Annotated in this window: 27 protein-coding genes and 1 pseudogene; 20 read left to right on the top strand and 8 right to left on the bottom strand. The window is 47.0% G+C overall.

What is annotated here, in order from left to right:
* Positions 1 to 6: 6 nt before the first annotated feature.
* From mce to E5331_RS02605, 6 genes are all read left to right on the top strand, one after another.
* Positions 7 to 426: a methylmalonyl-CoA epimerase gene (gene mce, locus E5331_RS02630; protein WP_123482840.1), complete on the top strand. Its 420-nt coding sequence runs from the start codon at positions 7 to 9 to the stop codon at positions 424 to 426.
* A gap of 45 nt (positions 427 to 471) precedes the next feature.
* Positions 472 to 2,025, top strand: a complete 1,554-nt coding sequence (locus E5331_RS02625; RefSeq protein ID WP_123482842.1) for an acyl-CoA carboxylase subunit beta — start codon at positions 472 to 474, stop codon at positions 2,023 to 2,025.
* A gap of 21 nt (positions 2,026 to 2,046) precedes the next feature.
* Positions 2,047 to 2,640 carry an OadG family protein gene (locus E5331_RS02620; RefSeq protein WP_123482844.1) on the top strand — a complete coding sequence of 198 codons (594 nt, stop codon included), beginning with the start codon at positions 2,047 to 2,049 and terminating at the stop codon, positions 2,638 to 2,640.
* Positions 2,641 to 2,695: 55 nt separating this feature from the next.
* Positions 2,696 to 3,145, top strand: coding sequence for a biotin/lipoyl-containing protein (locus tag E5331_RS02615; protein WP_123482846.1), 450 nt, complete (start codon positions 2,696 to 2,698; stop codon positions 3,143 to 3,145).
* A 32-nt stretch (positions 3,146 to 3,177) separates the two neighbouring features.
* The gene (locus tag E5331_RS02610; RefSeq protein ID WP_123482848.1) at positions 3,178 to 4,350 is read left to right on the top strand and encodes a sodium ion-translocating decarboxylase subunit beta; all 1,173 of its coding nucleotides are present in this window, start codon (positions 3,178 to 3,180) and stop codon (positions 4,348 to 4,350) included.
* 206 nt (positions 4,351 to 4,556) lie between these two features.
* Positions 4,557 to 4,898: a hypothetical protein gene (locus tag E5331_RS02605; protein WP_123482850.1), complete on the top strand. Its 342-nt coding sequence runs from the start codon at positions 4,557 to 4,559 to the stop codon at positions 4,896 to 4,898.
* A 178-nt stretch (positions 4,899 to 5,076) separates the two neighbouring features.
* Here the strand turns inward: E5331_RS02605 and E5331_RS02600 are convergent, their stop codons facing one another.
* The gene (locus tag E5331_RS02600) at positions 5,077 to 5,625 is read right to left on the bottom strand and encodes an IS1096 element passenger TnpR family protein (RefSeq protein WP_123482851.1); all 549 of its coding nucleotides are present in this window, start codon (positions 5,623 to 5,625) and stop codon (positions 5,077 to 5,079) included.
* Positions 5,626 to 5,846: 221 nt separating this feature from the next.
* Positions 5,847 to 7,034, bottom strand: a complete 1,188-nt coding sequence (gene spt / locus E5331_RS02595) for a serine palmitoyltransferase (RefSeq protein ID WP_123482853.1) — start codon at positions 7,032 to 7,034, stop codon at positions 5,847 to 5,849.
* A gap of 419 nt (positions 7,035 to 7,453) precedes the next feature.
* Here spt and dnaK point away from each other — a divergent pair, with 419 nt between their 5' ends.
* The 4 genes from dnaK to E5331_RS02575 all read left to right on the top strand — a co-directional run bounded on the left by dnaK (position 7,454) and on the right by E5331_RS02575 (position 11,289).
* Positions 7,454 to 9,349: a molecular chaperone DnaK gene (dnaK, locus tag E5331_RS02590; RefSeq protein WP_135985388.1), complete on the top strand. Its 1,896-nt coding sequence runs from the start codon at positions 7,454 to 7,456 to the stop codon at positions 9,347 to 9,349.
* A gap of 102 nt (positions 9,350 to 9,451) precedes the next feature.
* Entirely contained in the window at positions 9,452 to 9,694 is a 243-nt protein-coding gene (locus E5331_RS02585) for a hypothetical protein (RefSeq protein WP_123482857.1), read from the top strand.
* An 87-nt stretch (positions 9,695 to 9,781) separates the two neighbouring features.
* Positions 9,782 to 10,060, top strand: a complete 279-nt coding sequence (locus E5331_RS02580) for a putative quinol monooxygenase (RefSeq protein ID WP_123482859.1) — start codon at positions 9,782 to 9,784, stop codon at positions 10,058 to 10,060.
* A gap of 356 nt (positions 10,061 to 10,416) precedes the next feature.
* Entirely contained in the window at positions 10,417 to 11,289 is an 873-nt protein-coding gene (locus E5331_RS02575; protein ID WP_123482861.1) for an aldose 1-epimerase family protein, read from the top strand.
* 437 nt (positions 11,290 to 11,726) lie between these two features.
* On the opposite strand, the gene E5331_RS20590 is transcribed toward E5331_RS02575, so the two are convergent.
* The 4 genes and pseudogenes from E5331_RS20590 to E5331_RS02555 all read right to left on the bottom strand — a co-directional run bounded on the left by E5331_RS20590 (position 11,727) and on the right by E5331_RS02555 (position 15,513).
* A complete protein-coding gene (locus E5331_RS20590; protein ID WP_123482863.1) occupies positions 11,727 to 13,235 on the bottom strand; it encodes a DNA cytosine methyltransferase in 1,509 nt (502 codons plus the stop codon).
* Between the two features lie 55 nt (positions 13,236 to 13,290).
* Entirely contained in the window at positions 13,291 to 14,304 is a 1,014-nt protein-coding gene (locus E5331_RS02565; RefSeq protein ID WP_123482865.1) for a DNA cytosine methyltransferase, read from the bottom strand.
* Positions 14,305 to 14,319: 15 nt separating this feature from the next.
* Complete coding sequence (locus E5331_RS02560) at positions 14,320 to 15,273, bottom strand: HaeIII family restriction endonuclease (RefSeq protein WP_135985390.1); 954 nt, start codon at positions 15,271 to 15,273, stop codon at positions 14,320 to 14,322.
* A gap of 20 nt (positions 15,274 to 15,293) precedes the next feature.
* Positions 15,294 to 15,513: pseudogene (locus tag E5331_RS02555) on the bottom strand (helix-turn-helix transcriptional regulator).
* A gap of 183 nt (positions 15,514 to 15,696) precedes the next feature.
* On the opposite strand from E5331_RS02555, the gene E5331_RS20925 reads away from it, so the two are divergent.
* Positions 15,697 to 15,933 (top strand): winged helix-turn-helix transcriptional regulator, encoded by a 237-nt coding sequence (locus E5331_RS20925; protein ID WP_135985400.1) that lies wholly within the window; start codon positions 15,697 to 15,699, stop codon positions 15,931 to 15,933.
* A gap of 79 nt (positions 15,934 to 16,012) precedes the next feature.
* Here the strand turns inward: E5331_RS20925 and E5331_RS02545 are convergent, their stop codons facing one another.
* Together E5331_RS02545 and E5331_RS02540 are read right to left on the bottom strand one after the other, a co-directional pair.
* On the bottom strand, positions 16,013 to 16,525 hold the full coding sequence (locus tag E5331_RS02545; RefSeq protein ID WP_135985392.1) for a leucine-rich repeat protein: 513 nt from the start codon (positions 16,523 to 16,525) through the stop codon (positions 16,013 to 16,015).
* A 12-nt stretch (positions 16,526 to 16,537) separates the two neighbouring features.
* Positions 16,538 to 18,301, bottom strand: a complete 1,764-nt coding sequence (locus E5331_RS02540; protein ID WP_168355110.1) for a leucine-rich repeat protein — start codon at positions 18,299 to 18,301, stop codon at positions 16,538 to 16,540.
* Positions 18,302 to 19,078: 777 nt separating this feature from the next.
* Between E5331_RS02540 and E5331_RS02535 the strand changes: the two genes are divergently transcribed.
* The 9 genes from E5331_RS02535 to E5331_RS02495 all read left to right on the top strand — a co-directional run bounded on the left by E5331_RS02535 (position 19,079) and on the right by E5331_RS02495 (position 26,455).
* Complete coding sequence (locus E5331_RS02535; protein ID WP_123482873.1) at positions 19,079 to 19,396, top strand: DUF3861 family protein; 318 nt, start codon at positions 19,079 to 19,081, stop codon at positions 19,394 to 19,396.
* Positions 19,397 to 19,634: 238 nt separating this feature from the next.
* Complete coding sequence (locus E5331_RS02530; RefSeq protein ID WP_123482875.1) at positions 19,635 to 19,937, top strand: urease subunit gamma; 303 nt, start codon at positions 19,635 to 19,637, stop codon at positions 19,935 to 19,937.
* A 32-nt stretch (positions 19,938 to 19,969) separates the two neighbouring features.
* Entirely contained in the window at positions 19,970 to 20,509 is a 540-nt protein-coding gene (locus E5331_RS21045; protein ID WP_135985396.1) for an urease subunit beta, read from the top strand.
* A gap of 5 nt (positions 20,510 to 20,514) precedes the next feature.
* Positions 20,515 to 22,233 (top strand): urease subunit alpha, encoded by a 1,719-nt coding sequence (locus E5331_RS02520; RefSeq protein WP_123482879.1) that lies wholly within the window; start codon positions 20,515 to 20,517, stop codon positions 22,231 to 22,233.
* Between the two features lie 119 nt (positions 22,234 to 22,352).
* Entirely contained in the window at positions 22,353 to 22,940 is a 588-nt protein-coding gene (locus E5331_RS02515) for an urease accessory protein UreE (RefSeq protein ID WP_123482881.1), read from the top strand.
* A complete protein-coding gene (locus E5331_RS02510) occupies positions 22,900 to 23,658 on the top strand; it encodes an urease accessory protein UreF (RefSeq protein ID WP_275441035.1) in 759 nt (252 codons plus the stop codon). Before E5331_RS02515 ends, E5331_RS02510 begins: the two co-directional genes overlap by 41 nt.
* A gap of 37 nt (positions 23,659 to 23,695) precedes the next feature.
* A complete protein-coding gene (ureG, locus tag E5331_RS02505) occupies positions 23,696 to 24,316 on the top strand; it encodes an urease accessory protein UreG (RefSeq protein ID WP_123482885.1) in 621 nt (206 codons plus the stop codon).
* A gap of 42 nt (positions 24,317 to 24,358) precedes the next feature.
* On the top strand, positions 24,359 to 25,312 hold the full coding sequence (locus E5331_RS02500) for an urease accessory protein UreD (protein WP_123482887.1): 954 nt from the start codon (positions 24,359 to 24,361) through the stop codon (positions 25,310 to 25,312).
* A 57-nt stretch (positions 25,313 to 25,369) separates the two neighbouring features.
* Positions 25,370 to 26,455 carry an urea transporter gene (locus E5331_RS02495; RefSeq protein ID WP_123482889.1) on the top strand — a complete coding sequence of 362 codons (1,086 nt, stop codon included), beginning with the start codon at positions 25,370 to 25,372 and terminating at the stop codon, positions 26,453 to 26,455.
* The last annotated feature ends 4 nt before the right edge of the window (positions 26,456 to 26,459 follow it).

Raw genomic sequence — 26,459 nt, 5'->3', positions numbered from 1 at the left:
AATCACATGAAAATTTCTCACATCGAGCACATCGGGATAGCCGTTCCGAATCTTGAGAAGGCAATCGAATACTACGAGAATGTTCTCGGGCTTAAATGCTACAAAAAGGAAGTGGTCGAAGATCAGAAAGTGACTACTGCATTCATCATGGTGGGCGACACTAAGATTGAGCTTCTCGAAGCTACATCCCCTGAAAGCACTATTGCCAAATTCATCGAGAAGAACGGCGGACGCGGTGGTATGCACCATATCGCATTCGCTGTGGAAGACGGTGTGGCTGAAGCTCTCGCCGAGGCTGAGGAAAAGGGTGTCAAGCTCATCGACAAGGCTCCCAGAAATGGTGCCGACGGTCTGAAAATCGCTTTCCTTCACCCGAAATCCACTGAAGCTGTTCTTACCGAACTCTGCGAGAATCCCAACAAATAACAGCGTCGAGGAATCTCATTTCGAATCATCTATAATTTTACAGATATGAGCACATCACAGGAAAAAATTCACGAGCTCATCGAAAAAAGGGCGCAAGCCCGTCTCGGCGGCGGTGAAAAAGCTATCGACAAACAGCACGCCAAAGGCAAATACACTGCCCGCGAGCGTATCGCCCAGCTTCTCGACGAAGGAAGCTTCGAGGAGCTTGACATGTTTGTCACCCACCGTTGCACAAACTTCGGACAAGACAAGAAACATATTCTCGGCGACGGCGTAGTAACCGGATTCGGCACTATCGAGGGTCGTCTCGTATACGTCTTCGCTCAGGATTTCACCGTATTCGGAGGATCCCTATCCGAGACAATGGCATTAAAGATCTGCAAGGTGATGGACCTTGCAATGAAAATGGGCGCGCCTGTAATCGGTCTTAACGACTCCGGCGGCGCACGCCTGCAGGAAGGTATCAACGCCCTCGCCGGATACTCTGAGATATTCCAGAGAAACATCCTTGCTTCCGGCGTGATCCCCCAGATCTCTGCAATCCTCGGTCCTTGTGCCGGCGGTGCTGTATATAGTCCTGCCCTCACTGACTTCACCATCATGGCGAAAGGCATCTCCTACATGTTCCTCACCGGTCCGTCTGTAGTGAAGACCGTCACCGGCGAAGACGTGACTCAGGAGCAACTCGGTGGTGCTTCCGTACACTCCACCAAGAGCGGCGTGACCCACTTCGCTGCAGAGAACGGCGAGGAAGCTCTCTTCATCATCCGCAAGCTTCTCAGCTACATGCCGCAGAACAACATGGAAGAGACTCCTCTCGTGGCTTGCGACGATCCCATCGACCGTCTTGACGACAATCTCAACGATATCATCCCGGAGAGCGCGAAGATGTCTTACGACATGTATGAGGTGATCAGCTCAATCGTCGACAACGGTGAGTTCCTCGAGGTGCAGAAAGACTATGCGAAGAACATCATCATCGGATTCGCCCGCTTCAACGGACAGTCTGTCGGAATCGTGGCAAACCAGCCCAAGGTGCTTGCCGGCGTGCTCGACTCCAACGCTTCCCGCAAGGCTGCTCGCTTCGTGCGCTTCTGCGATGCGTTCAACATCCCTCTCGTCACTCTCGTCGACGTGCCCGGATTCCTTCCCGGCACAGGTCAGGAATACAATGGCGTCATCCTTCACGGTGCGAAACTTCTCTACGCTTACGGCGAGGCAACCGTGCCTAAAGTGACTGTAACCCTGCGCAAGAGCTACGGCGGCTCTCACATCGTGATGAGCTGCAAGCAGCTTCGTGGCGACGTCAACTATGCTTGGCCCACTTCCGAAATCGCTGTCATGGGTGCTGAGGGTGCCGTGGGCGTACTTTATGCTAAAGAGGCTAAGACTGCGGAGAACCCCGCCGAATTCATCAAGGAGAAGGAGGAGGAATACCGCAAACTCTTCGGCAACCCATATCAGGCAGCCAAATTCGGATATATCGACGATGTGATTGAACCGCGTAACACACGCTTCCGCATCATTCGTGCGCTTCAGATGCTCGCTACAAAGAAGCTGACGAACCCCGCGAAGAAACACGGAAACATTCCTCTTTAATCACATTGACATTTCCGCTATATGAAAAGATTCTTTTTATCTGCGGCAATCTTCCTAACCTTGTCAGGCGGCGCATTTGCGGCGCCTGACAAAGGGCAGGCGGAGGGGATGGAGACAGTAGTAGCCGTCGAGACCACTTCCGTATCAATGGAAGATAATGCCCTGACAGCTGTCGATGAGTATGACGAAATCGCCATGGCTCCGACCGCTAAGAAAATGACCCAGGCAGAAAAAGCCAGGAATGCAGCCATCAACGACCCCTGGGGTGGCGCTATCACGATAATCGCAATGGTAATCGTAATCTCTGCCCTTGTCGTCCTGTCTCTCCTTTTCCTCGGCTTCGGCAAAATTTCTGAGGCTATCATCCAGAAGAACAAACGCCAGACAGCAAAAGCCACTCCCGCAGGAATGACCGAGGAGGAGCATCATGCAGTAGACTCCGGTGAGGCTATCGCTGCTATCGTTGCCGCGCTTTCCGAGCACTTCGGAGAGGGTCATGACATTGAAGACACTATCCTGACGATCCGACGCATGAAGAGAGCTTACTCCCCATGGAACTCAAAGATCTACAATCTGCGTGTCATGCCGGAACTTCACCGCAATCCGCGACCTTAAATAATATAAGAGACATTGATTACTCTTATACTCATTTTGAACAGACAATACAGACATGAAACTTAAAGAATACAAATATAAAATCAACGGCACAAAATTTTCCGTAAAAATCGGGGAAGTTGTTGATAATGAAGTGCACGTTGAAGTGAATGGTGTGCCTTACACCGTTGAGCTTGACAAGGTTCCTAACAAGAAGACCTCAGTATCTCAACCCGTGAAAAGCCCCATGAAAGCTCCGAGAACTGAATCCGGCGAGAGAATCATCGCCACTCCCGCCAAGGCTCCCACATCCGGCTACGTAATCAAGGCTCCTCTCCCCGGAACAATCATGAGCTTCAACGTGAAAGAGGGCGACGTCATTGCCGATTCCGCTACTGTTTGCATCATTGAGGCAATGAAGATGGAGAACGACATTCATGCCGGAAAAGGTGGCACTGTCAAGAAGATTCTCGTGAATGTGGGCGATGCTGTGCCACAAGACGGCGACATCATGATTATAGAATAATTACAGCTGATTTCACAATAATTCCTGATATTATGATTTTAGCTGACACGACTTACTCCTTCGGCGAGTTCCTGAGCCAGACAATATCCACTTTTTGGCAGTTTACCGGATTCTACAACTGCGAGTGGGAAAATATCGTCATGCTCGCTGTCGGATGTTTCTTTGTATGGCTCGCGATAAAGAAGAATTTCGAACCGCTCCTGCTGGTGCCTATCGGCTTCGGTATGCTCATCGGCAATATCCCCTTCCAGTCGGGAATGGAGATAGGCATCTATGAGCCGGGATCGGTGTTGAACATACTCTACAACGGTGTGGAACGCGGATGGTATCCTCCCCTCATCTTCCTCGGCATCGGCGCAATGACCGACTTCTCCGCCCTTCTTGCCAACCCTAAGCTGATGATAATCGGTGCGTGTGCGCAGTTCGGTATATTCGGTGCATACATGCTCGCCCTGCTTTGCGGATTTGACCCGCTCTCCGCAGGATGTGTGGCTATCATCGGCGGTGCCGACGGTCCGACCGCAATCTTCACCACATCGAAGCTGAATCCCAATCTATTGGGTGCGGTGGCAGTATCCGCCTACTCCTACATGGCGTTGATTCCGCTCATCCAACCCCCGCTGATGCGACTATTCACCAACAAGGAGGAGCGTCTCATCAAGATGAAGCCTTCGCGCGTGGTAAGCCAGAACGAGAAGATAATATTCCCGATCGTAGGTCTGATGCTGACCTGCTTCGTGGTGCCCTCCGGCATCCCGTTGCTCGGTATGCTCTTCTTCGGAAATCTACTGCGTGAAAGCGGCGTGACCTCCCGCCTTGCCAAGACTGCAAGCAACGCCATGACCGACATCGTGACCATCCTTCTCGGTCTGACGGTGGGTGCATCCACTCAGGCCGACAAGTTCCTCACGTTCGACACGCTTAAGATCTTCGGTCTCGGCTTCCTTGCATTCATCATCGCATCTTCTGCCGGTGTCCTCTCCGTGAAGATTTTCAACTTATTCCTGAAGAAAGACAAGAAAATCAATCCGCTTATCGGAAATGCAGGTGTGTCGGCAGTGCCTATGGCTGCCCGCATCTCCAATAATCTCGGTCTTGAGTATGACCCGTCAAACTATCTGCTGATGCACGCCATGGGTCCCAACGTGGCCGGCGTTATCGGTTCGGCTGTGGCTGCAGGTGTCCTCCTGAGCTTCCTGGGATAACCCCGACAGCATTATAGAGAGAATGCACTACGGGCGGGAGGATATTTCCCATATCCTCCCGCTCTTTTTCTCAAATAGACTCATGTTCTTTAACATTTGGCGAACTTATTCATGCGTAAATTTGTTTACCAAATACACGGGCAGATTCTAACATCATGATCAATCGGGATCAGTGATGCTTAAGGCTGTCTATAAATATATGGACTATGATAACCGACAGCGTCATAAAGGAGATTTACAAGAAATTCAGCAAGCCTCACAAACGTCGTGAGGACTTGCAATTGGAGTATTTTATTCCAATGCTTCAACAACATCATTCCATATCTATTGATCAGACGGAAATAATCCTTGAAGATCTTGAAGAATTCAACCCATTCAGACGATTCCTTATAAGAAGTCTGAACGCCATTCTTGAGTTTGACAAGATGATTGCATTCGTGTTTCGCACTCATATTCTTTTCCTCGGAAAGGAAGACAACCAGATGAGGGTGCACATGCGTCCGGAGCCGAAAAAATCCCTGTTTGATAAGATCTTTGGAAGAGGCTAAGAAAAAATATAATTTTGGTATAACGATTGCATTCCAAATGCAATAAGAAGCGTCTTCGGATTGAATCCGAAGACGCTTCTTATTACAGGCAATCCAGCCACCTAATTCGGCAGATCATCCTCCTTTTATCGTTCCCTCTGCAGATGCTGTCGCATCCTATTCCCACTCATGCCTGATCTCAATTGAAATTCAGGTCGTCAAACCCGCTTCCCAATTCATCGTCATTAAACTGGGTGTCGCCATAGAGATCCTCTATATCGAGATCGTCTGACACCATCTTCTGGAGATTCTGGTCAATCTGCTTCTCAAACTCATCCATATCCACATTCTGCACCGGCGCCTTGCCTCGCTTCACTGTGCAGATCGGGTCGGCAAGCGTGCGTCCCGGAATAGACTCTTTCATCTCCATGAAGAATGAACGCTCCGTCAGATAGTCAAACACGAAGACGAGCTTCTGTCCATCCTCCTCTATAAGCTCATTGAGCGGGGTGTCTTCCATAAGCCACACGTCCTGGTCGCTCGATGTGCCCATATCCTCAAGAGTAATCTCCTCCTGACGCTGCCACTCCTCGTCACACAAGAAAAATGAATCAATGTCATCCTTTGAATAATCCACGCTGTCGAGTATGGCATTTCTCAACTGCAGGAAAGAAGCGCTCGCGTCAATCTCTATCTCACGTGAGAAATTGCTCACCTCATCGCTTACAAGTTTAAATTTATATACCATCTTATATAGTTTTTTATATTGCGATTTTTATATTGCGAAATTAATCTATTTCACAATTGATGCAAAATAATTTTTCAATTATTTTATGCAGTTTTGCCAACTTATGCAAAAAAAAGCAGGCGAAGACCTCTGTCTGTCGCCTGCTTTGCGATTTTTATCCATTATTCCGGCTAAAAAAAGCCGTCAGCCTGATGATGCAGGACCGATGCGGCGGAAACCGATCAGTGGATTATATCATACTTCTTAAATACCTTCTCTATTGCCTCGATCGAACGCGTCACCTGCTCCTTCGTGTGGGTAGCCATGAGTGAATAGCGGATCAGCGTGTCTTGCGGAGCCACTGCCGGAGTTACCACCGGATTGACAAACACTCCCTCCTCTAGAAGATCATGAGTGACGTGGAAGGTCTTGTAGTCGTCTCTTATGAACAAGGGGATGATAGGGGTCGAAGTGTTGCCTATCTCGCAGCCCATCGCGCGGAATTGCTCAAGGGCATAATTAGTGATGTCCCAAAGATGCGTCTGGCGTTCCGGCTCGGCTATCATGATGTCGAGCGCGGCATTCACTGCAGCTGTGGAGGCAGGCGTGATGCTTGCCGTGAAGATATAGGCGCGTGAATTGTGACGCAGATAGTTGGTCACCTCCTTGTCTGTGGCGATAAAGCCGCCCAGCGATGCAAACGACTTGCTGAACGTGCCCATGATCAGGTCTACATCATCAGTGACGCCGAAATGGTTGCACGTGCCACGTCCACCCTCTCCAAACACACCGATACCGTGTGCCTCATCTACCATGACCGAAGCATTATACTGCTTGGCAAGACGCACAATCTCCGGAAGATTCGCCACATCGCCCTCCATCGAGAAGACACCGTCTGTCACTATCAGTTTCACTTTGTCGGGATCGCATTTCTTAAGCTGAGTCTCAAGACTCGCCATATCGTTGTGGCGGTATTTCAGATAATTTGAGAAGGAAAGCCGACGGCCCTCTATTATAGAGGCATGATCCTGCTCGTCAAGTATAACGTAATCCTCTCTGCCTGTAAGCGTGGAGACAACGCCGAGGTTGACGCCGAAGCCTGTGCTGTAGAGCATACAGTCCTCCTTGCCGACATATTCCGCAAGGCGAGCCTCAAGCTGCTTGTGGATGTCAAGCGTGCCATTGAGGAATGGCGAACCGGCCATGCCTGTGCCATATTTTTTCGTTGCTGCTACAGCTGCCTCTATTACCTTCGGATGATTCGTGAGGCCCATATAACTGTTGGAACCGAACATGAGCACTTTTCTTCCGTTCATCAGCACTTCCGTGTTCTGCTCACTTGAAATTGGTCTGAAATAAGGGTAGATGCCCGCTGCCTTTGCACGTTGGGGCGCATCGTAGCGCGACAGTTTCTCTTGTAAAAGCTTCATATTTATTCAAGGTGTTTACTTGCTGACCTCCCCCGTGGACGTCTCATTCGTCGCCCCAATTCATGAGGTGGGGTATATTCAGGCTGCAAAGTTAACCATTTTTTGTGATATTCTATCATATTTTACTCATTTTATTGACTTTTTAGACCTCTATTATTAAACTCCCTGACAAAACTTTGATCGGCGAAATATGTATTTTGTCATTTTTGTCACATATTTGTCACGCCTCCACCATCCCAATCGTTATTTCTCAATTGCTGCAATATCATTATTTTACATAATTTAAATAAAAATTTTATCCCTGACCGAAACTTTTAGCACGAGATTTGTTTATATGTTGAGTGAGCGGATAAAAAAAGATTTTTTTAATCCGCGAGTTTTAATATCTGAATTTATAAACTAAAAATATAGAAATTATTATGGCTAAAATTATTGGTATTGACTTGGGCACCACCAACAGCTGCGTTGCTGTTCTTGAAGGTAAAGACCCTGTGGTAATTCCTAACAACGAAGGTCGCAACACCACTCCTTCCGTAGTGGCTTTTGTCGATGGTGGCGAACGTAAGGTCGGTGATCCCGCAAAACGTCAGGCAATAACCAACCCTACTCGCACCATCTACTCTATCAAGAGATTCATGGGCGAGACTTGCGATAAGGTTGAGGATGAGATCAAGCGCGTACCCTACAAGGTAGTATGCCAGAACAATATGCCGAAGGTTGACATCGACGGTCGCGACTACACCCCCCAGGAGATTTCCGCCATGATCCTTCAGAAAATGAAGAAGACTGCCGAGGATTATCTCGGTCAGGAGGTGACTGAGGCTGTCATCACAGTGCCGGCTTACTTCGACGATTCTCAGCGTCAGGCCACCAAGGAAGCCGGTGAGATTGCCGGTCTTAAAGTGCGCCGTATCGTCAACGAGCCTACTGCCGCTGCGCTTGCATACGGTCTTGACAAATCTGACAAGGAACAGAAAATCGCAGTATTCGACCTCGGTGGCGGTACTTTCGATATCTCTATCCTTGAGCTCGGCGACGGTGTGTTTGAAGTGAAATCCACAAATGGTGATACCCACCTCGGTGGTGATGACTTCGACCACGTGATCATCGACTGGCTTGCTGACGAGTTCAAGGCTGATGAGGGTGTTGACCTCCGTCAGGATCCTATGGCTATGCAGCGTCTTAAAGAGGCTGCCGAGAAAGCTAAGATCGAGCTTTCAAGCTCTACTTCTACTGAAATCAACCTCCCCTACATTACGGCTACTGCTTCCGGTCCGAAGCACCTCGTGAAGACTCTCACACGTGCTAAATTCGAACAGCTTGCTTCAAGCCTTATCGATGCTGTGGCAGAACCTTGCCGCAATGCTCTCAAGGATGCCGGATATTCCGCTTCTCAGATTGATGAGGTGATCCTCGTAGGTGGTTCTACTCGTATCCCTGCTATCCAGGCTAAGGTAAAAGAGATTTTCGGTAAGGAACCCAACAAGGGTGTTAACCCTGACGAAGTGGTTGCAATCGGTGCAGCTATCCAGGGTGGTGTGCTCAGCGGCGACGTGAAAGACGTGCTTCTTCTTGACGTTGTGCCCCTTTCAATCGGTATCGAGACTCTTGGTGGCGTGATGACCAAGCTTATTGAGGCTAACACCACTATCCCGACCCGTAAGAGCGAGACATTCTCCACTGCAGCCGACAACCAGCCGGAAGTGACCATCCGCGTGCTTCAGGGCGAACGTCCTATGGCAGCTGACGACAAACTTCTCGGTGAGTTCAACCTTTCAGGCATTAATCCCGCACCGCGTGGCGTGCCGCAGATTGAGGTGACTTTCGAAGTTGACGCCAACGGTATCCTCAACGTTTCAGCTAAGGATAAGGCTACAGGCAAAGAGCAGTCAATCCGTATCGAGGCATCAAGCGGTCTTAGCGACGCAGAGATCCAGCGTATGCGCGACGAGGCTAAAGCCAACGAGGAGGCTGATAAGAAGGCTAAGGAGAGAATCGACAAGCTCAACCGTGCTGACTCTGTGGTATTCCAGAGTGAGAAACAGCTCAACGAGCTCGGCGACAAGATCCCTGCCGACAAGAAGGCCAACATCCAGGCAGCCATCGACCGCCTGAAAGAGATCCACAAGGCTCAGCGCATTGATGAGATCGATTCCGCAGAGAAAGCCATCCAGGATGCATTCCAGGCAGCTGCACAGGATATCGCCAACGCTCAGCAGGCAGCAGCCGGACAGCAGGCAGGTCCTCAGCCCGGTGCTAATGACCAGCAGCAGAACGGTGGCGCAGAAGACGTAGAATTTGAGGAAGTGAAATAAGCCACTTCTAAAAAGATAATCAGATGCGGGATGCTACCCGACGGGGCATGCATCCCGCATCTTTTCTTATAGAATCATTTATAATCTTTAATTTTATCTACTATGGAAATCAATGAAATCATCAGTCAGCTGAAAGACAAGTTCGGCAACTCTATCAATGTGGAGCAGATCACAGAGAAACTGAAAGGATTCGACCATTCAAAAATGTCGTTTACTGAAATCATAGCAAAGCTAAAGGATGGCAACATCCTCGGCGACCTTGACGGCGACGGAAAAGTGGAATCCACAATCGACGAACTCAAAGGCAAGGCATCAAAGATGTTCGGCGGTATCTTCGGCAAATAACCTGAAAAGCTGTCTATCCAGCTTGCAGATGTAATAAACCAAGTTATCCGAACCTTATTACAACAAAAAAACTAAAGCAATAAAGATATGCTTAGATTAAATTGTTTCCTTGAAATTTCCGACAGCTCTCTCCGTCAGAAAGCCATTGATGCTGCTGTAGAACTCGTGGAGCTCTCCCTTCACGATGAAGGCTGCATCTCTTACGAGGCATTCTCAAGCCTCACATCCGACAATCATATAGAAATCATCGAGACATGGAAAGACGAGTCCTCACTCAAAGCTCACATGGACTCTGACCACTTCAGCCGACTCGTCCCCATCCTTGAATCATGCGGCACCCTCACCCTCGAAAAATTCAACTTCTAATCCCCTCCCCTCTCAATAGAATAAGCATGATTGCGAATTGAAATTCGCAATCATGCTTTTCCATTTTGTCTCCGACAGTTTTCCATCTCATACTGCAAGTTATTCAAATTTATTGTCTAATTGTGCAACCAAATGATTCTGATCTATGAAAAAACGCAAACTATTCTGCCAATTGATGTATGACACCTCTCACCTACCACTCTCTCCACCTTAAATCCCATCTCTCATAGAAATGGAATCTTAGACAACTTCAATAATCTATCCATAAAAAACACCATTTTTTATGATAGATATGAGGATTTTTTAATGGGATTATCTATCTTTGTAGACTAACCAACTGCATTAGAAAAAAGACTATGAGATATACTATCGAAAATGATGTGCTTCGAGTGGTGATTGACTCACTTGGAGCAGAGATTGTGTCAGTAACCGATCTGAGACACAACAGAGAATGTGTCTGGACCGGCAACGCTGAATGGTGGAAACGCCACACCCCAATTCTGTTCCCGATCGTCGGTGCCCTCTGGCATGGCACCATGCGCCATGAAGGGAAAGAATACAGGATGTCGCAACATGGGTTTGCCCGTGATATGGAATTCGAAGCCGTGGAAGTCAACGACAATTCAGCAGAATTCATTCTCCGGAGCAACCCTGACACAAAAGAGAAATATCCCTTTGACTTCGAATTAAGAATAAAGCACTCCCTTGACAAGGAAAGTCTGACAACCAAATGGACCGTAAGCAACATTGGAGCAGAAGAGATGCATTTCCAGATTGGGGGACATCCAGCCTATATGCTTCCAAATATTGACGATAACGAAGAAGTAGCCGGATATATCGACCTTATCGGAACAGACAGATACAACCTCACTCAGATTGAATCAGAAGGTTGTGTAGCTCCGGGCAACATCCCTTTCCAAGGAGACAGATTGATAATCACTCACGACACTTTCCGGAATGATGCCATAATATTCGAGCAGGTATGCCCCAAGGAAGTAGTGATGTGCGACCGCAACAATACACCGGTACTCACCTTCACCAGCGGATGCCCAGCACTCGGAATATGGGCACCCCACAAAGAGATTCACGCACCATTCGTATGCATCGAGCCATGGTGGGGACGCACCGACAGAACCGGCTATTCCGGTGAGTTCAAAGATAAGGAATACATGAATACTCTTCTCCCCGCCACATCCCAAAGCGGCGAATGGACAGTGACATTCCATTAATTCAGCATCATAAAAAAGGTTGCAATTCTTGTGATTGCAACCTTTTTTTAAACATTCAGCCAACACCAAAATTCCGCAAGATCCACACTAAAAATCACCATCCTTCAAAGCTTCAATCGGAAACATCAGATCCCAATTCTTCCCCCACACGATTGTACTCTCTGGAAAGCACTTCGACTCTCCGGACAATTTCCATGAAGCTCTACGGCATTTTTTGAGGATGATTTCTGTAATCATAAATCCGGTGTCAGTTCCTTACTGACGCTCAATTTTCAATCATTAAAAAATGCACATTTACTTTGTGCGTGAACTATAAGTTTTTCTTCTAATGTCCTTTTCATAAATAAACTGCCCTCAAAAAGTTTTTTGTCTAACTTTTTGAGGACAGTTCAAACTTACTCTTATCATCTATCATATTATTTCCGAGAATAGAGAATTTATATTTCGTCATCCATCTCATTCATCTTTACCAGTTTGTCAAGTGTTGTATCAGTAAATGTGTGCCAGATGTTCAAATGTATTGGTCGGTATTCGCTGAACAATTCCTTGATGTACTCAATCTCAAAGACCAAGCGGAAATCATTCTCATCACACTCAGGATGCACCTCATGCTTTGAACCAACACGCGCTATCTTTATCAGATACAAGTCCTTTACACCTTTGCCCTTAATGTGGGGCATGAAGTAGTACAAATTGTTGAGTGCAACGGTTGATGGGAAGTGCTTGCCAGTATAGTAGATGCGTGCTTCTTGACGAATGTAGTGCTCAATGTTGTCGAGCTTCACAAGGCTGATGAGTACGTTCTTTGTGAGATCAAGGTCGCTGACATCTGCAATTTGCACTTTGTTCATGACGATGTTCTGCGGATATTCCTCTTTAATCTTAGTTGCCACAACGCGCTTTGGGACAGATGCGGTATTGGCTTTCTGCATATCTTTGCGCTCTTTATCGCTCATGTTAAACTCTTCTGCAAAGGCGAGTTTCATCTGGACAGCCAAGAACCATGACAGACGAGGAGGCACAGCATTACCAACCATCTTATAGCCGTCTGTTACATGGTCGTAGATGAAATGGAAATTGTCCGGAAACGTCTGAATACGTGCGCACTCTCTTACGCTCAGTCGGCGGTATAGATGCTCATAGCCTTTTGCGAATTGACGCAGGTTTGAGTTTACAAAGGTCATCTTTGGTGCTTGCGGATGTAAAGGGGCATTCCGTGCCTGTGCTTGCATCGTAAACGAAACATCATCCCAACCGCGCACACGGTTGCGAGCCATGTACTTTGCATCAAACGCACCAATATAAACATCGTGATTCTTGCGCAACTGGTTGCCTTGTTGCATCTTTTCATCGCCAAAGAAACAAGGCTGCTCGACTATGTCACCAATAGCTTGTTTCAACGTAATAGGTATAACGGTGGCTGCATCTGGGAAGATGTACTCATTATTCAAATCTTTGCGGATACCAATGAAGAATACGCGGAATCTGTCTTGCGGAATCTTGTAGTCTGCCGCATTCAGCAACTCATAAGTAATGTTGTAGCCAGCCTCTTCAAGACTACTCATAAACATTGCAAGTGAATCCTTGTGCTTATCTTGCAAGATACCTTGGACATTCTCAATCAAGAAGAATTTAGGTTTCTTTTTCTTGACTATGCGAATGTAGTCAAGAAAAAGTTGACCGCGTGGATCTTCTATTCCTCGTTGTTTGCCACCTTCACTCCATGCCTGGCAAGGTGGACCGCCAATGATACCATCACAATCAGGCACATCCGCACCTGTTAGGGTACGAATATCCTGAATATTAAGTGTTGTCTTTGGATGATTGAGCCGATACGTTTCGTGAATGGTAGGGTCATTCTCATTTGCCCACACCACATCAAATCCAGCGTGCTCAAAGCCCCAATCCAAACCACCACATCCTGCAAAAAGTGATACTATTCTCATTTTGTACTTACAAGAATTTCTTGTGAGTTGCTACTTAGATGTAAACTTTTCCATATTAGTAATTTCTTATGTCAATGCCGTGACGGTCAAATGTTTCTATTATACTCATTGCCACATGGTATGCAAGATTTACAGGTACGGCATTACCAATCATCTTATAACCCATGTTGATGTCATCGTAAAGGAAGATGTAATCATCAGGAAAACTTTGCACACGAGCCACCTCACGTACAGTCATACGGCGATAAAGATGCTCCTGACCAGGCACAAAGCGCTGAAGGTTCTTCTCTATTTTCTCCATCTTTGGTGCTTGTGGGTGGAGCTGACATTGACGACCACTTGCCTGTACGGTAAAGCCAGGCTCGTCCCATCCGCGCACTCTGTTACGAGACATAAAGATTGGAGAATATGCACCAATGAAATATTCATTATTCGCCACTTGACAAGCATCGCCATTTGTATGATTCTTCTCACGAGCTGGTATCGCAGTTTCCTGCAAATCCCATATTGCTTCACGAAGAGTAGGCTTGTGCGCCTGTGGTGTCGGATATTCGTAATCATGGATATTCAAGTCCTTGCGGAAACCAATGTAAAACACACGGTCACGGTCTTCCGGCACATCAAAGTTGTTTGCGTTGAGCATCTTCAAATTTACGTCATAGCCAGCTTCATCAAAGAGAAGCATAAAGCCTTGAACTGCTTCTGCGTGACGCCGTGCAAGCATACCAGACACATTTTCTGCTACGAAGAACAATGGTTGCTTATCTCGAAGGATGCGAATGTATTCATAGAACAATTGTCCGCGAGCATCCTCAATACCCTTCAAAGAACCAGCCTCGCTCCATGATTGGCATGGTGGACCACCGATGATACCAGCAGGTCGATTCTCAAATCTCTCCGAAGGAATATCACGAATGTCTCCCTCGATCAAATCCACATCAGGAAAGTTTGCCCTAAACGTAGGGCAGATTTTTTTGTCGAACTCATTCGCGGTTACCGTGCGGAAACCTGCATTATGGAAGCCACGGTCAAGACCGCCAGCTCCAGAAAAAAGACTGATTAGTCGCATCTTAATATTGAATGATTACCATTTACAATTATACTTAATATTCACATCAGCAGGCATACCAACAATCTGAATATCAAACTTCAAAGAGGTGTTTACCTTATCCTCTGCATTATGAATACGGAAAGAGAATTGCCAGCCATTGTCAAAACTGAGGAGTACTGTTGTCTTGCTTGATTTCTTGAAACCAATAAACAGCAATTCTGTTGGCAAATTGATCACAGGAACAACAATTTCAGGCTGCTTGACCTTACTCGCCTGATTAAGCGTTCCATACATATTGAATGATTGTATACTAGTGATACGCTTACTATCTATGCTGATTACTTTGTAGAAGTCATACTTACTAAGCAGATATTCTACAAGTTTACGAGGAACTGAAGTATCTTTTTCAATGCTTGCTTTTACCTCTTTTACGAAAGCATTCAAAAGTGGAACATATACTTGATCCTCTTTTGAATCCATGTCACGAAAGTATGATCCCTTTGCTTTTTCTTTTGCCAGTAAGGAGAATACACCATTCACATCATTCCAGTATTGCTGTGAACAACTGACACCATACCACTTATCCCCAAAGTCAATATCTTTCGATAAACGGCTATGCTTAACTGCCATGTGGTTGTGTTTGATACTCAAGCCAATCTCCCACATAATATCCTTGCGTTCAATGATGATGTCACGCACATCGGCCTCTTCGCCATGTTTGTCTGTCTGAATGTAAAGCTTCAGTATGTCATCGCTTTGCTCCACAATATTTGGCTCCATCGCAAAGATAGTATCTATGGTTGACCTAGCACTTAGTGTATAAAGTGCCTGCTCGTTGGCATCCAATGTCTGCCAAGCATTTTCGGCAGCATCATAACTGCTGTTGTGTACGATTTCTGCAGGTCTGATAGTTTTTATTGCAGAATGAAGTGAATGCAAGCATATAAATTCGTATGCTCTTCCTTGATTGTTACTGTTTGCGCTCATTTGCAAAGATTTATTTTTTGTTATTTCTGTAAAGTAGTCTCAATCAAATCTTTTGCATCGACTTGAAGAACGTTTTTTGCAATTTCCACTAATTGTGATAATGATGGTTGCGCTTTGTTAGTGCTCCATCTTGATACAGTCATATCAGTTTTCCCCAAGCCTTTCAGCAAGCCAATGATTACTTAGTTGCTTTTCGGCAAGGATAACTCTAATTCTGTTTAGAATAGCTGGTTTATCCATAAAGTCATATATTTATTTGTACAAAAATAAACAAAATATGTATTATATCAAAATAGATTCTATTATCTTGACCTTCCCTGAAAAGTATGGTTCTTACTCACTTTAGTTGAATGTTCCATCTATAGTAATCATATTCTAATGTTTTTCAGATTGTTAGAACAAAAGAAATGAAATTTCTCGCCCATTCTGTGTTTACATACCGGTTTAGAGTGCAATTTAGAGTGCACCTTAGAGTGCATCAATAATAATCCCAATGCATCCTATACGGAATTGGCAGAAAAATTGGGAATTAAAAGGAGGACCTTAGCAAATCGGATTAAGCAGCTAAAGGAATTAGGGTTAATTCGTCGAGAAGGGTATGATAAGACCGGTTATTGGGTAGTTTCTTATAACATATCCCCGAAGGATTCATCACTCTGAAATCCTTCGGGTATATATATCAAACTTTCACAATTTATTTTTCATTATCTCTTAATGAATCCATACAGCGGATAAATTATTATTTCACCAACACCTTACTTACCCCATCTTCTGACACTTTTATGTTTATTCCTGAAACGGGAGTGGATGTTTTACGCCCGGATAGGTCGTAATACCCCATCGCTTCCGAACTATATGCCGAAGGTAAGAAATTTGATGCGTGATCATTACCTGCCACTATAAATGATTGGATCTCTGCATTCTCAAAGGCATTATCTCCTATATATACCACTGAGGTTGGAATAATGAGTGTCTTGAGACCTTTACATCCTTGGAATGCACTACGAGAAATACGAGTCACAGATTCAGGTATAGTATATTCTTCACGAGTGGCGCATGACGGATATTTCACAAGCACTAATGGCTGAGAGCCACTATATATGAACAAAACTCCATCCGATGAACCGAGATAATATGGCTGGTCCGACTTAATATATCCGGTAGGATAATTGGAAGTTATCTCAATATTTGCTTGCGCATAGACTGCACAAGCAAATATTGAGATAATGAATAGCAATATTGACCTTTTCATTACGAATGAAATTTATTTCACGTAGACTTTCTTTCCGTTTACGATATTAATGCCTCGTTGCAGACGGTTAAGCCTACGTCCATAAAGATCATAGATTACAGTCTCAGTCGGGCGGTCTATCATGACGTCGCCTATACCTGCCTCATCAGTAACAATCACCTTAACGGATGCCGACACATTGCTGCCGTCTGTTGCCGTAGCTGTAAGGAAAGCCTCGCCCTCCTCAAGTCCAATTATATCGCCTGAATACATGTCAACATAAAGCACTGACTCATCGCTTGAAATCCATTGTAGCTCTTTGTTGGAAGCATTAAGCGGATAAATAGCCACATTTGGCTTCTTCTGTTCCCCTATCTTGCAATAAATCGGATCCTCCGCAAAAACAATACTCTCGACACTGGCATTCTCAATATCAGCCACAATCTCTATACCGCATAAATAATCTGTACCTATGTCGTACCATCCTATTGTAGTTGTGTATAAATCATAAAGATCCTCATATACATGAACCACGACATGCCCGTCAATACCAGATTGATAGAAAACCTCCCGATTATAGATATTTTGTGGAGTCCGAGCTAAATTATACACACCCATGATATTGGGACAAAAAGCAAATGCCCTGTCAGATATATCATAGACTGAAGACGGAATAGTAACAAACTGAAGATTCTCACATTTGGCAAACACAAGACTACCTATAGTTTTAAGCGATTCAGGCAAATCTATATTTGTAATTGAAACACAGCCAAGGAATGCACTATCATATATAGCTTCCAATCCTAAACCAAAATTCACCTCTTGCAAATCAACACATTCTATGAATGAATACGCTCCTATTGTTGTAACGGAATTAGGAATATCTATTTTCCTTATGGCTGTCTGCTCAAATGTCCATCCTTCAATCTCCTTCAATGACTCTCCCAACTTGACATCTGAAAGAGATACGCAATATCTAAATGCGCCATATCCCATTTTAGTCACAGAATCAGGTATTTCAATACTGGGCAGATTCCAGCAGCCGCGAAATGCCTCATAGCCTATCTCCTTTAATGATTCAGGAAGCGACACATCTTCCAATGCAGTACACTGCAGAAACGCATCCGCTCCGATTATTTCTACTGATGAACCGATTGCAGCCCTCTTTATGTTGACACAATTCATAAAACATAATTCACCAATTGATTTGACTGAGTTCGGGATAATCAAATCCGATTCAAGATTTCCGCATCCTTTGAATGCAGCTTTTCCAATCGTTTCAAGAGAATTGCCCCACTTGATAGTCTTTAATGCCTCGCAATCCTCAAATGCGTACTCCCCTATCGTCTTCAATGAATTTGGAAGGTTGATATTGGAAAGATATCTACAACTCTTGAAAGCCTGAGCACCGATTTCCGTCAGGACTCCTGAACTGCTAAACGCAACTGTCTTTAGATTTGATGCACCAAGAAATGCCTTATATCCGATAAACTCCAGCGTCTTGGGAAATACAACCGACGTAAGTTCTACCTGCCCCCTAAACGCTTCATTGTCAATACCGACTACGGTATATGTCTTACCATCATATTCCACACTGGCAGGGATATTTACAAGTCCGGAATATTTGGAACCTGCATTTCTATGCTTCGTAACACTGACTGTCTGGTTGGCAATATCCTCTTCCACATAAGATATTCCATTTGATTCAAACGTTTTAGCTATCAAACCTGAATTTGCACTGAACACGCCCAATACACATAGCATTAACAATACCGACAAATGTCTAAGTCTCACCATACTTTTGAGTTTTTGTAGATTCTTTCCGATTGAATCCCGACTCGGATGATTGTTAGTGGTTAGTTCATGGCATATAAAACAGAAAACGTGGGATCCACTTTCCTTGCTCGTCCCACTCGTTGAGGCCTTGGCGTTGCCCGGTATAGGAGAACGAGCAACGCAGAAGCCCACGTATTGGAATATAGGTGTACCATGCACCCATAAGGGTACATGGCAGGCTATTACCATCCGTGAGCGACCTTGTTGCCTTTGTCTTGCCTATACATAAAACCGCCAAGTTTCAACGAGTCAAGAACAAAGCGCACAAAGACGCTCTATTTTAATATGTCTGCAAACCCTCCCACAGACCCTTCGGCCGCTTGGTTTTATACCTGTAGCGACTTTATCGGGCTTCTGCTTATAGGTTTGCGTGGTAAAATTACAAAGTTTTTTTTATATTTTCAATGTAATTGTAATTTTTTTTGTAAAATTCTTCAATTTTTATAACCTTCTTTATCATAGATGGTATCAATTTTATATCGTTATTCTCATCAATGGGGTCCCTCTATTATATTATTGATTCATCTGAATCACTTGAATCATCTGAATCACTGAATCACCTGAATCGCATGAATCACTTGAATCACTATTGCCCTTTCTGAACGCGAATGTTGCAGCATCTTTGGTATTCTCAAATTAGAAATCATTAACATTACGTAATCTAACTTTTATCAGCACCCATTGTTTTATAATTACTACAAGAGAAATTTCACTCTTGTCTTATAAATAAACACAGTTATGGATAAAGAAAAGAAATCTTACTATTTCAATGTGATTGAAGCCAAAGATGGGAAAATGAACGAAGTGATGAACTTCAATTTCGGCGGTCATCATGACCTTGCCGCAATGGTGGAAAATGCAAAGGCATCAGGCATCTTTGCAAAAGACAAGCACGCCAAGGAATTTGTGATTGGTATGCGCCTCCTCCACCATGCTCTCAAGAAAAACGCCGACTCACCTCTCTTTGCTGAGTTCATACCTCAGTTCAAAGCTTTCAAACAGAAAGTGCGTGAGCAACTCGGATGCAAGTGCAATGATTGCAACTGCGGGAAATAACATTTCCATCTTCAGATAAGGGATTGATGACGCCACCGTCATCAATCCCTTTATCCTTTTAACAACCCCTACGGACAAAATCAGAAAATAAGATTGCAAAAACTTATTTTTGTATGACGTTAAAAACTATTTAGCATCTCTTAACGTTATAACTCTGAACGTGCCATACATCCATAGGTGGACCGAGGACGCACGGCACCTCATGTCCGTATTGTTTCACTCTACTAAATAAAAGGTTATGCATCTTACCCCAAAAGAAGAAGACAAACTTAAGCTGCTGACTCTCGGCATGATTGCCGAACGCCGTCTGCAAAAAGGACTAAAGCTGAATTATCCTGAATCAGTCGCCTACATCACCTCCTGCGCACTTGAGGGTGCCCGCGAGGGGAAGACTGTGGAGGAAGTCATGCACGACGCCGCAAATGTGCTGACAAAGGATCAGGTGATGGAAGGTGTCGCCGATATGATCGGGCTCCTGCAGGTAGAAGCCGTATTCACCGATGGGTCCAGGCTCGTGTCAATCCACAAGCCTATCAAGTAACAGGTATAACAACGTAAAAAGATTTTATCATCATGGCTAATGACACTTACACGACTCCTAACGGAGTTTTCCAGGGTCAACCTGATATAGCATATCCCAAGACCCCGGGATTTGAACCGTCGACACCTGTACCCGTAGGCGGAGTCATCCTTGCCGAAGGCAACATCGAGTATAACACCGACCGCCGAACCGTCTCCCTGAAAGTGCGCAACACCGGCGACCGACCCATCCAGATCGGCAGCCACTTCCATTTCTTCGAGGTGAACCGATTCATGGAGTTTGACCGTGAGGCAGCATTCGGAATGCATCTCAACATACCGGCTACCACGGCTATACGCTTCGAGCCGGGTGAGGAGAAAGAGGTGGAGCTCGTAGAATTTGCCGGGAAGCACCGCATCATCGGCTTCAACGACCTCACCAATGGATATGCCGGATACGAAGACTCTCCTTCATACTATCCTTGTAAGATGGAGGCTTTCCGCAAGATGCAGGAATATGGCTTCAAGAATATCTCCGAGGAGGAGGCTGAAGCCGAGTTCACCACACCAACCCCATCCAACACTAAGAAATAAGCGCCATGGCTCAAATATCAAGACAAGAATATAACAATCTTTTCGGTCCTACCGTAGGCGATAAGATCAGGCTTGGCAACACCAACCTTTACGTTGAAATTGAAAAAGATCTCCGCGTCTACGGAGATGAGGTAGTTTACGGCGGCGGCAAAACAATACGCGACGGCATGGGCACCGCCAACACCGTCACTTCTGACAGCGGATCACTTGACCTCGTGATCACCAACGTCACTATCCTTGACCCGGTGCTCGGCGTGATAAAGGCCGACGTGGGCGTAAAGGATGGCAAGATCGCCGGCATCGGTAAGGCAGGCAACCCCAACATTATGAAGGGTGTCAGCCCTAACCTATGCACAGGTCCTTCGACTGATGCCATTTCCGGCGAGCATCTTATCCTTACTGCCGCCGGTATTGACGGACACGTACACTTCATCGCTCCGCAGCAAGCCTATAACTGCCTCAGCAACGGTATCACAACCCTTATCGGAGGCGGCATCGGTCCTACCGACGGCACTAATGGCACAACAATCACTTCCGGAATCTGGAATGTCCGCAAGATGTTTGAAGCTACCGAAGGACTCCCCATCAACATGGGTTTCCTCGGCAAGGGCAACTCTTCAGTGGCGGAGACTCTCTCCGAGCAGATCGTGGCGGGCGCCATGGGTTTCAAGGTGCATGAGGACTGGGGATCCACCCCGGCTGCAATACGCGCAGCCCTGACCGTGGCTGATCAATATGACGTGCAGGTGGCAATCCACACCGACACCCTCAACGAGGGGGGCTACGTGGAGGATTCAATTGCCGCTATGGACGGAAGGACAATCCACACATACCACACCGAGGGTGCAGGCGGCGGTCATGCCCCCGACCTCCTGAAGGTGGCGTCAATGGCAAACGTGCTACCCTCCTCCACCAACCCCACACTCCCATTCGGAATCAATTCAGAGGCTGAGCTTTTCGACATGATCATGGTCTGCCACAACCTCAACCCGAATATCCCCTCCGATGTGGCATTTGCCGAAAGCCGTGTGCGTCCCGAGACCCAGAGCGCGGAGAATATTCTCCACGATCTCGGCGTGCTCTCGATGGTTTCATCCGACTCCCAGGCTATGGGTCGCGTCGGCGAATCGTTCATGCGTACATTCCAGATGGCCTCCTACATGAAGGATGCCCGTGGTAAACTTCCCGAGGATTCCGACAAGAACGACAACTTCCGAGTGCTCCGTTATCTTGCGAAGATCACCCTCAACCCGGCTATCTGCTATGGCATAAACGATATCTTAGGCTCAATTGAAGTGGGCAAGATGGCGGATCTCGTGCTTTGGGAGCCGGCATTCTTCGCCACCAAGCCAAAGATGGTGATCAAAGGCGGACTAATCAACTGGGCACAGATGGGCGATCCCAACGCCTCACTCCCGACGCCGCAGCCGGTGATGATGCGTCCGATGTTCGGGGCCTTCGGCAAGGCTATGCCCCGCACTTGCGTCCGCTTCACGTCGAAGGCTGCCATAGAGAACGGTCTGAAGGATATAATCCGCACAGACAATATCCTTTACCCGGTGCACGGCGTGCGTCAGCTCGGAAAAGCCGACATGCTTCTCAACACTGCCACTCCACAGATCGAGGTCAATCCCGAAACCTTTGACGTATACGTAGACGGTAAGCTCGCCTACGTGCCGCCGGCCAAGGAACTGTCGCTCGGACAGCTTTACTGGTTCAGCTGATAAGTATTATTCCAATAGTGTGTCTTGGGAAACAGACCATCCGTGTGCCTGTTTCTCAAGACACATTTGAAAATACCCCTTATATTCCACACCCATAATCAATACTCAAGTCCTGAATTATGCAAATCTTCACTGAGATATTAGGCAATATCCACTCTCCCGAATGGGAGAAGAAAATAGATGGATTCCATGTGGAATCAATCATTCTTGACCAATGGACTGCGCAGAAGAGCCGTTTCCTCGCCAAGAGCGACCATGGCAACGAATATCCCGTGGCACTCAAGCGCCAGTCGCAGATTGTAGACGGCGACGTGGTCTACTATAATCCTGACGAGAAAAAGGTGATTGTGTTGCGTCTGAGTCTGAATCCCGTGCTTGAGATCGACCTCTCGAAGCTCGAGGGTAAGACTCCCGAAGAGATCATACGCATCTCGGTAGAACTCGGTCATGCTATCGGCAACCAGCATTGGCCCGCCGTGGTGAAAGGCACTAAGGTATACGTGCCGCTGACGGTCGACAGGAAGGTGATGCTGAGCGTTATGGAGACCCACAACATCGACGATATCGAATACACTTTCCATGAGGGCACAGAGGTGATCCCATATATGGCACCTCACGAGATTCGCCGCCTCTTCGGAGGGGCATCCCACGGCAACCACCATATTCATGGCGACGGCGAACATGCCCACGCCCACATCGCATACTAAGCACTATATTACGCAACCAAAATTCAATCAGAAGATGAACTCCCTGATGCACCTCCTGCAATTCACCGACTCGGCATTCCCCGTAGGCACATTCTCATTCTCCAACGGGCTCGAGACCGCTGCCCACATGGGCATTGTGCATGATGCCGACACTCTCGAGCAGTATGCCCGGTCTGTATCCCTACAGGCGGCATACAGCGACGGCGTGGCTTCACTCATGGCTCATCGCGCAGCTTCCACAAAAGATTATGACTCGATCGTGAAGATCGACCATGAGATAATGCTATTCAAGATGAACGATGAGGCAAGGCTGATGCTGAAACGCATGGGTAAGAAACTTGCGGAACTTGGGACGAAACTCTTCCCCGACGACGATTTGTTCCGGCGCTGGCTTGAAGATATCGACGCCGGGAAAACTCCGGGATCGTATCCCGTGGCACAAGGGATCGCCTTCGCCCTGGCGGGGCTTGATGAGAAATCGCTCTACGCAAGCCATCAGTATGGAGTAATCAACATGGTGCTCTCCGCGGCTCTACGTTGCGTCAGAGTATCGCATTACGACACTCAGAAGATACTCTTCAAACTCTCGGAAGAGACCATGACCCATTTCAAGCGGGCATCTGAGATGACCTTTGACGACATGAACTCGTTCGTGCCTGAAATGGATATCTTCGCATCGCTCCACGAACGCGGCATGATGCGTATGTTCATGAATTAATCCAAGTAAAAAAACGAATAAAAATCCATCATAAATTATGTCAACCTGCAGAATAGGCGTCGGAGGTCCGGTAGGCTCCGGCAAGACCGCACTTATCGAGGCCATCACTCCCCGACTCATGGAGAAAGGGATGAGCGTGCTTATCATCACCAACGACATTGTCACCACCGAAGATGCCAAACACGTGCGTAAGACACTGAAAGGCATCCTCATGGAAGACCGTATAATCGGCGTCGAGACAGGCGCCTGCCCCCACACCGCCGTGCGCGAGGACCCCTCTATGAATATCGCAGCCGTGGAGGAGATGGAGGCTAAGTTTCCGGATGCCGACGTGGTGCTTATAGAATCGGGAGGCGACAACCTCACCCTCACGTTCAGCCCCGCGCTGGTGGATTTCTTCATCTACGTGATTGACGTCGCCGCCGGCGACAAGATCCCGCGTAAGGATGGTCCCGGAATCTCGCAGAGCGATATTCTCGTCATCAACAAGATCGACCTTGCCCCCTACGTCAACGCCTCGCTTGAAGTGATGGATCATGATTCCAGGCTTATGCGTCCCGGCAAACCTTTTGTATTTACAAATTCAATGACCGGCGAAGGCATCGACGAGCTTGTCGACCTTATTTTCAAGATGGCTCTGTTTGACAAGGCGGAGTGACGCCATTAACTACAGGTCTTACCCATAACCAACCCCTTTGCTATGAAAGCTGTCAACCGACAATATTCTGACTCTCCCGAGGTAAACTTCGACTCAATGCCGGAAATGGCTCCCTATCTCCAGCAGCCCGACGCTATGTATGTGGGCTGCCCCGGCAAGCACGGCTATCTCAACCTGGGCTTCGTGCTCGACAAGAGCGGTAAGTCGATTCTCCGCGAACTCGACCGCCGTGCCCCTCTCATCGTGCAGCAGGAGCTTTATTTCGACGAGGAGTTGCCGGAGATGCCGTGCGTCTATATCCTTTCATCGGGTGGTCCGAACGTCGACGGCGACCGCTATGCCCAGAATTTCCGGGTTGGTGCCGGAGCAATGGCTTTCATCAGCACTGGTGCGGCTACGAAACTCGCGGAAATGAAGCGTAACTACTCCGGCATGATGCAGAATATCGTGCTGGAGGAGAACGCTTACCTCGAATATCTCCCCGAGCCGATAATTCCATGCCGACATACGCGGTTTATCTGCAACACTACCATGACAGTACACCCCTCCGCCACCGTCTTCTATTCCGAAATATACATGGGAGGAAGGAAATATTATGGCAACGGTGAATTGTTTGAATATGACATACTCTCCGTGTGTACACGCGGCAAACGTCCTGACGGCTCCGATCTCTTCCGCGAGAAGTTTATCATAGACCCTCACCGCAGCCATATACGCGATATCGGCATAATACATGGCTACGATGTCTTTGCCAACGTAATAGTGATGACGCCCGAGGAGTCTGCCAAGCAGATATATGAAGCCACTGAGCCGTTTATCGATCGCGAACGCAGGCTGGCGGCAGGCATCACCCACCTTCCGGGTGGCGCAGGACTACTCTTCAAGGTGCTCGGCATGGAGCCGGGACCGGTAAAGGCACTCGTGAGGGAATTCTGCTCGCGGGTGCGTATGGCGGTCAAAGGGAAACCGGTGCCTCCGGAATTCCCTTGGCGATAGCGGAAAGAGTCAATACGTGAGTTATCATAAAGTGTTAAACCATCAAAATCATTCGATATGGCAACAGCAGCATCCAATAAAGAGCCTTCACAAATGATGTTGTGTGTAAGGACAATGCTTAGGGGAGCAGGACAGGTGATGTTTCAATGTTCATCATGGACAGGCTTATTATTCCTCGCCGGAATCTTCTGGGGCGCGTATTCTGCAGCCACTCAGCAGGTGGCATGGGGCGCAGTCACCGGTCTTTGCGCATCCACATTGGCAGGCTACCTCCTGAAAGAGAAAAATTCCGATGGAGATGAGGGTCTATGGGGTTTCAACGGCATCCTCGTGGGATGCGCTTTCCCCACATTCTGTGCAAATACATGGCTTATGTGGGCATCCCTTATCTTCTTCTCAATGCTATCCACTTGGCTTCGGAAAGGGTTTAACAATATAATGGCTCCGTGGAAGATCAATTCCCTTACGTTCCCCTTCGTTTTCCTGACTTGGATGTTTCTCTTCGCCTCAAGGATATTCGACGGCATACAGCCTATCGGACTGTCGCACGCGGAATTGCCGGAAAGCTTCAGTTTTTCGCTCGACACATCGTTCCTCTCTCTGGTAGAATATTGGCTTAAAGGCATCTCTCAAGTCTTCCTGATAAATTCATGGGTGACGGGCATCCTATTCCTCGTCGGGCTCGCTATCTGCAATTGTTGGGCGGCACTCTGGGCTGCCGTAGGATCGGCACTCTCCCTCGCACTTGCCATACTCTTCAAGGCTAACCCTTCCGACATTGCCAACGGACTCTTCGGATTCAGCCCCGTGCTTACCGGCATTGCAATAGGAATGACATTCTATGAGGTGAATTGGAAGACGGCTCTATGGGCAATAGCCGGAATCATTGCCACATTCTTCATCCAGGCGGGTATGGACGTGATGATGGAGCCTTGGGGATTACCAACATTGACCGGTCCTTTCTGCGTGGCCACCTGGATTTTCCTTCTCCCCCTATATAAATTCGGGAAGGGTGAACAAGACTTCAGCCGTTGGCGTTCAAGAATAAAGGAGGTCCAGCAGCGAGTGGACACTGATCTCACCGATGCGATTGACAACATCACAGAAAAGGATAAAGGCATTACAGACAACCAAAAGAAATAGCATA

Source organism: Lepagella muris, assembly GCF_004793975.1.
Classification (GTDB): domain Bacteria; phylum Bacteroidota; class Bacteroidia; order Bacteroidales; family Muribaculaceae; genus Lepagella; species Lepagella muris.
The sequence above is the reverse complement of the archived record's forward strand: the minus strand, read 5'-3'. Positions and strand labels throughout refer to the sequence as shown.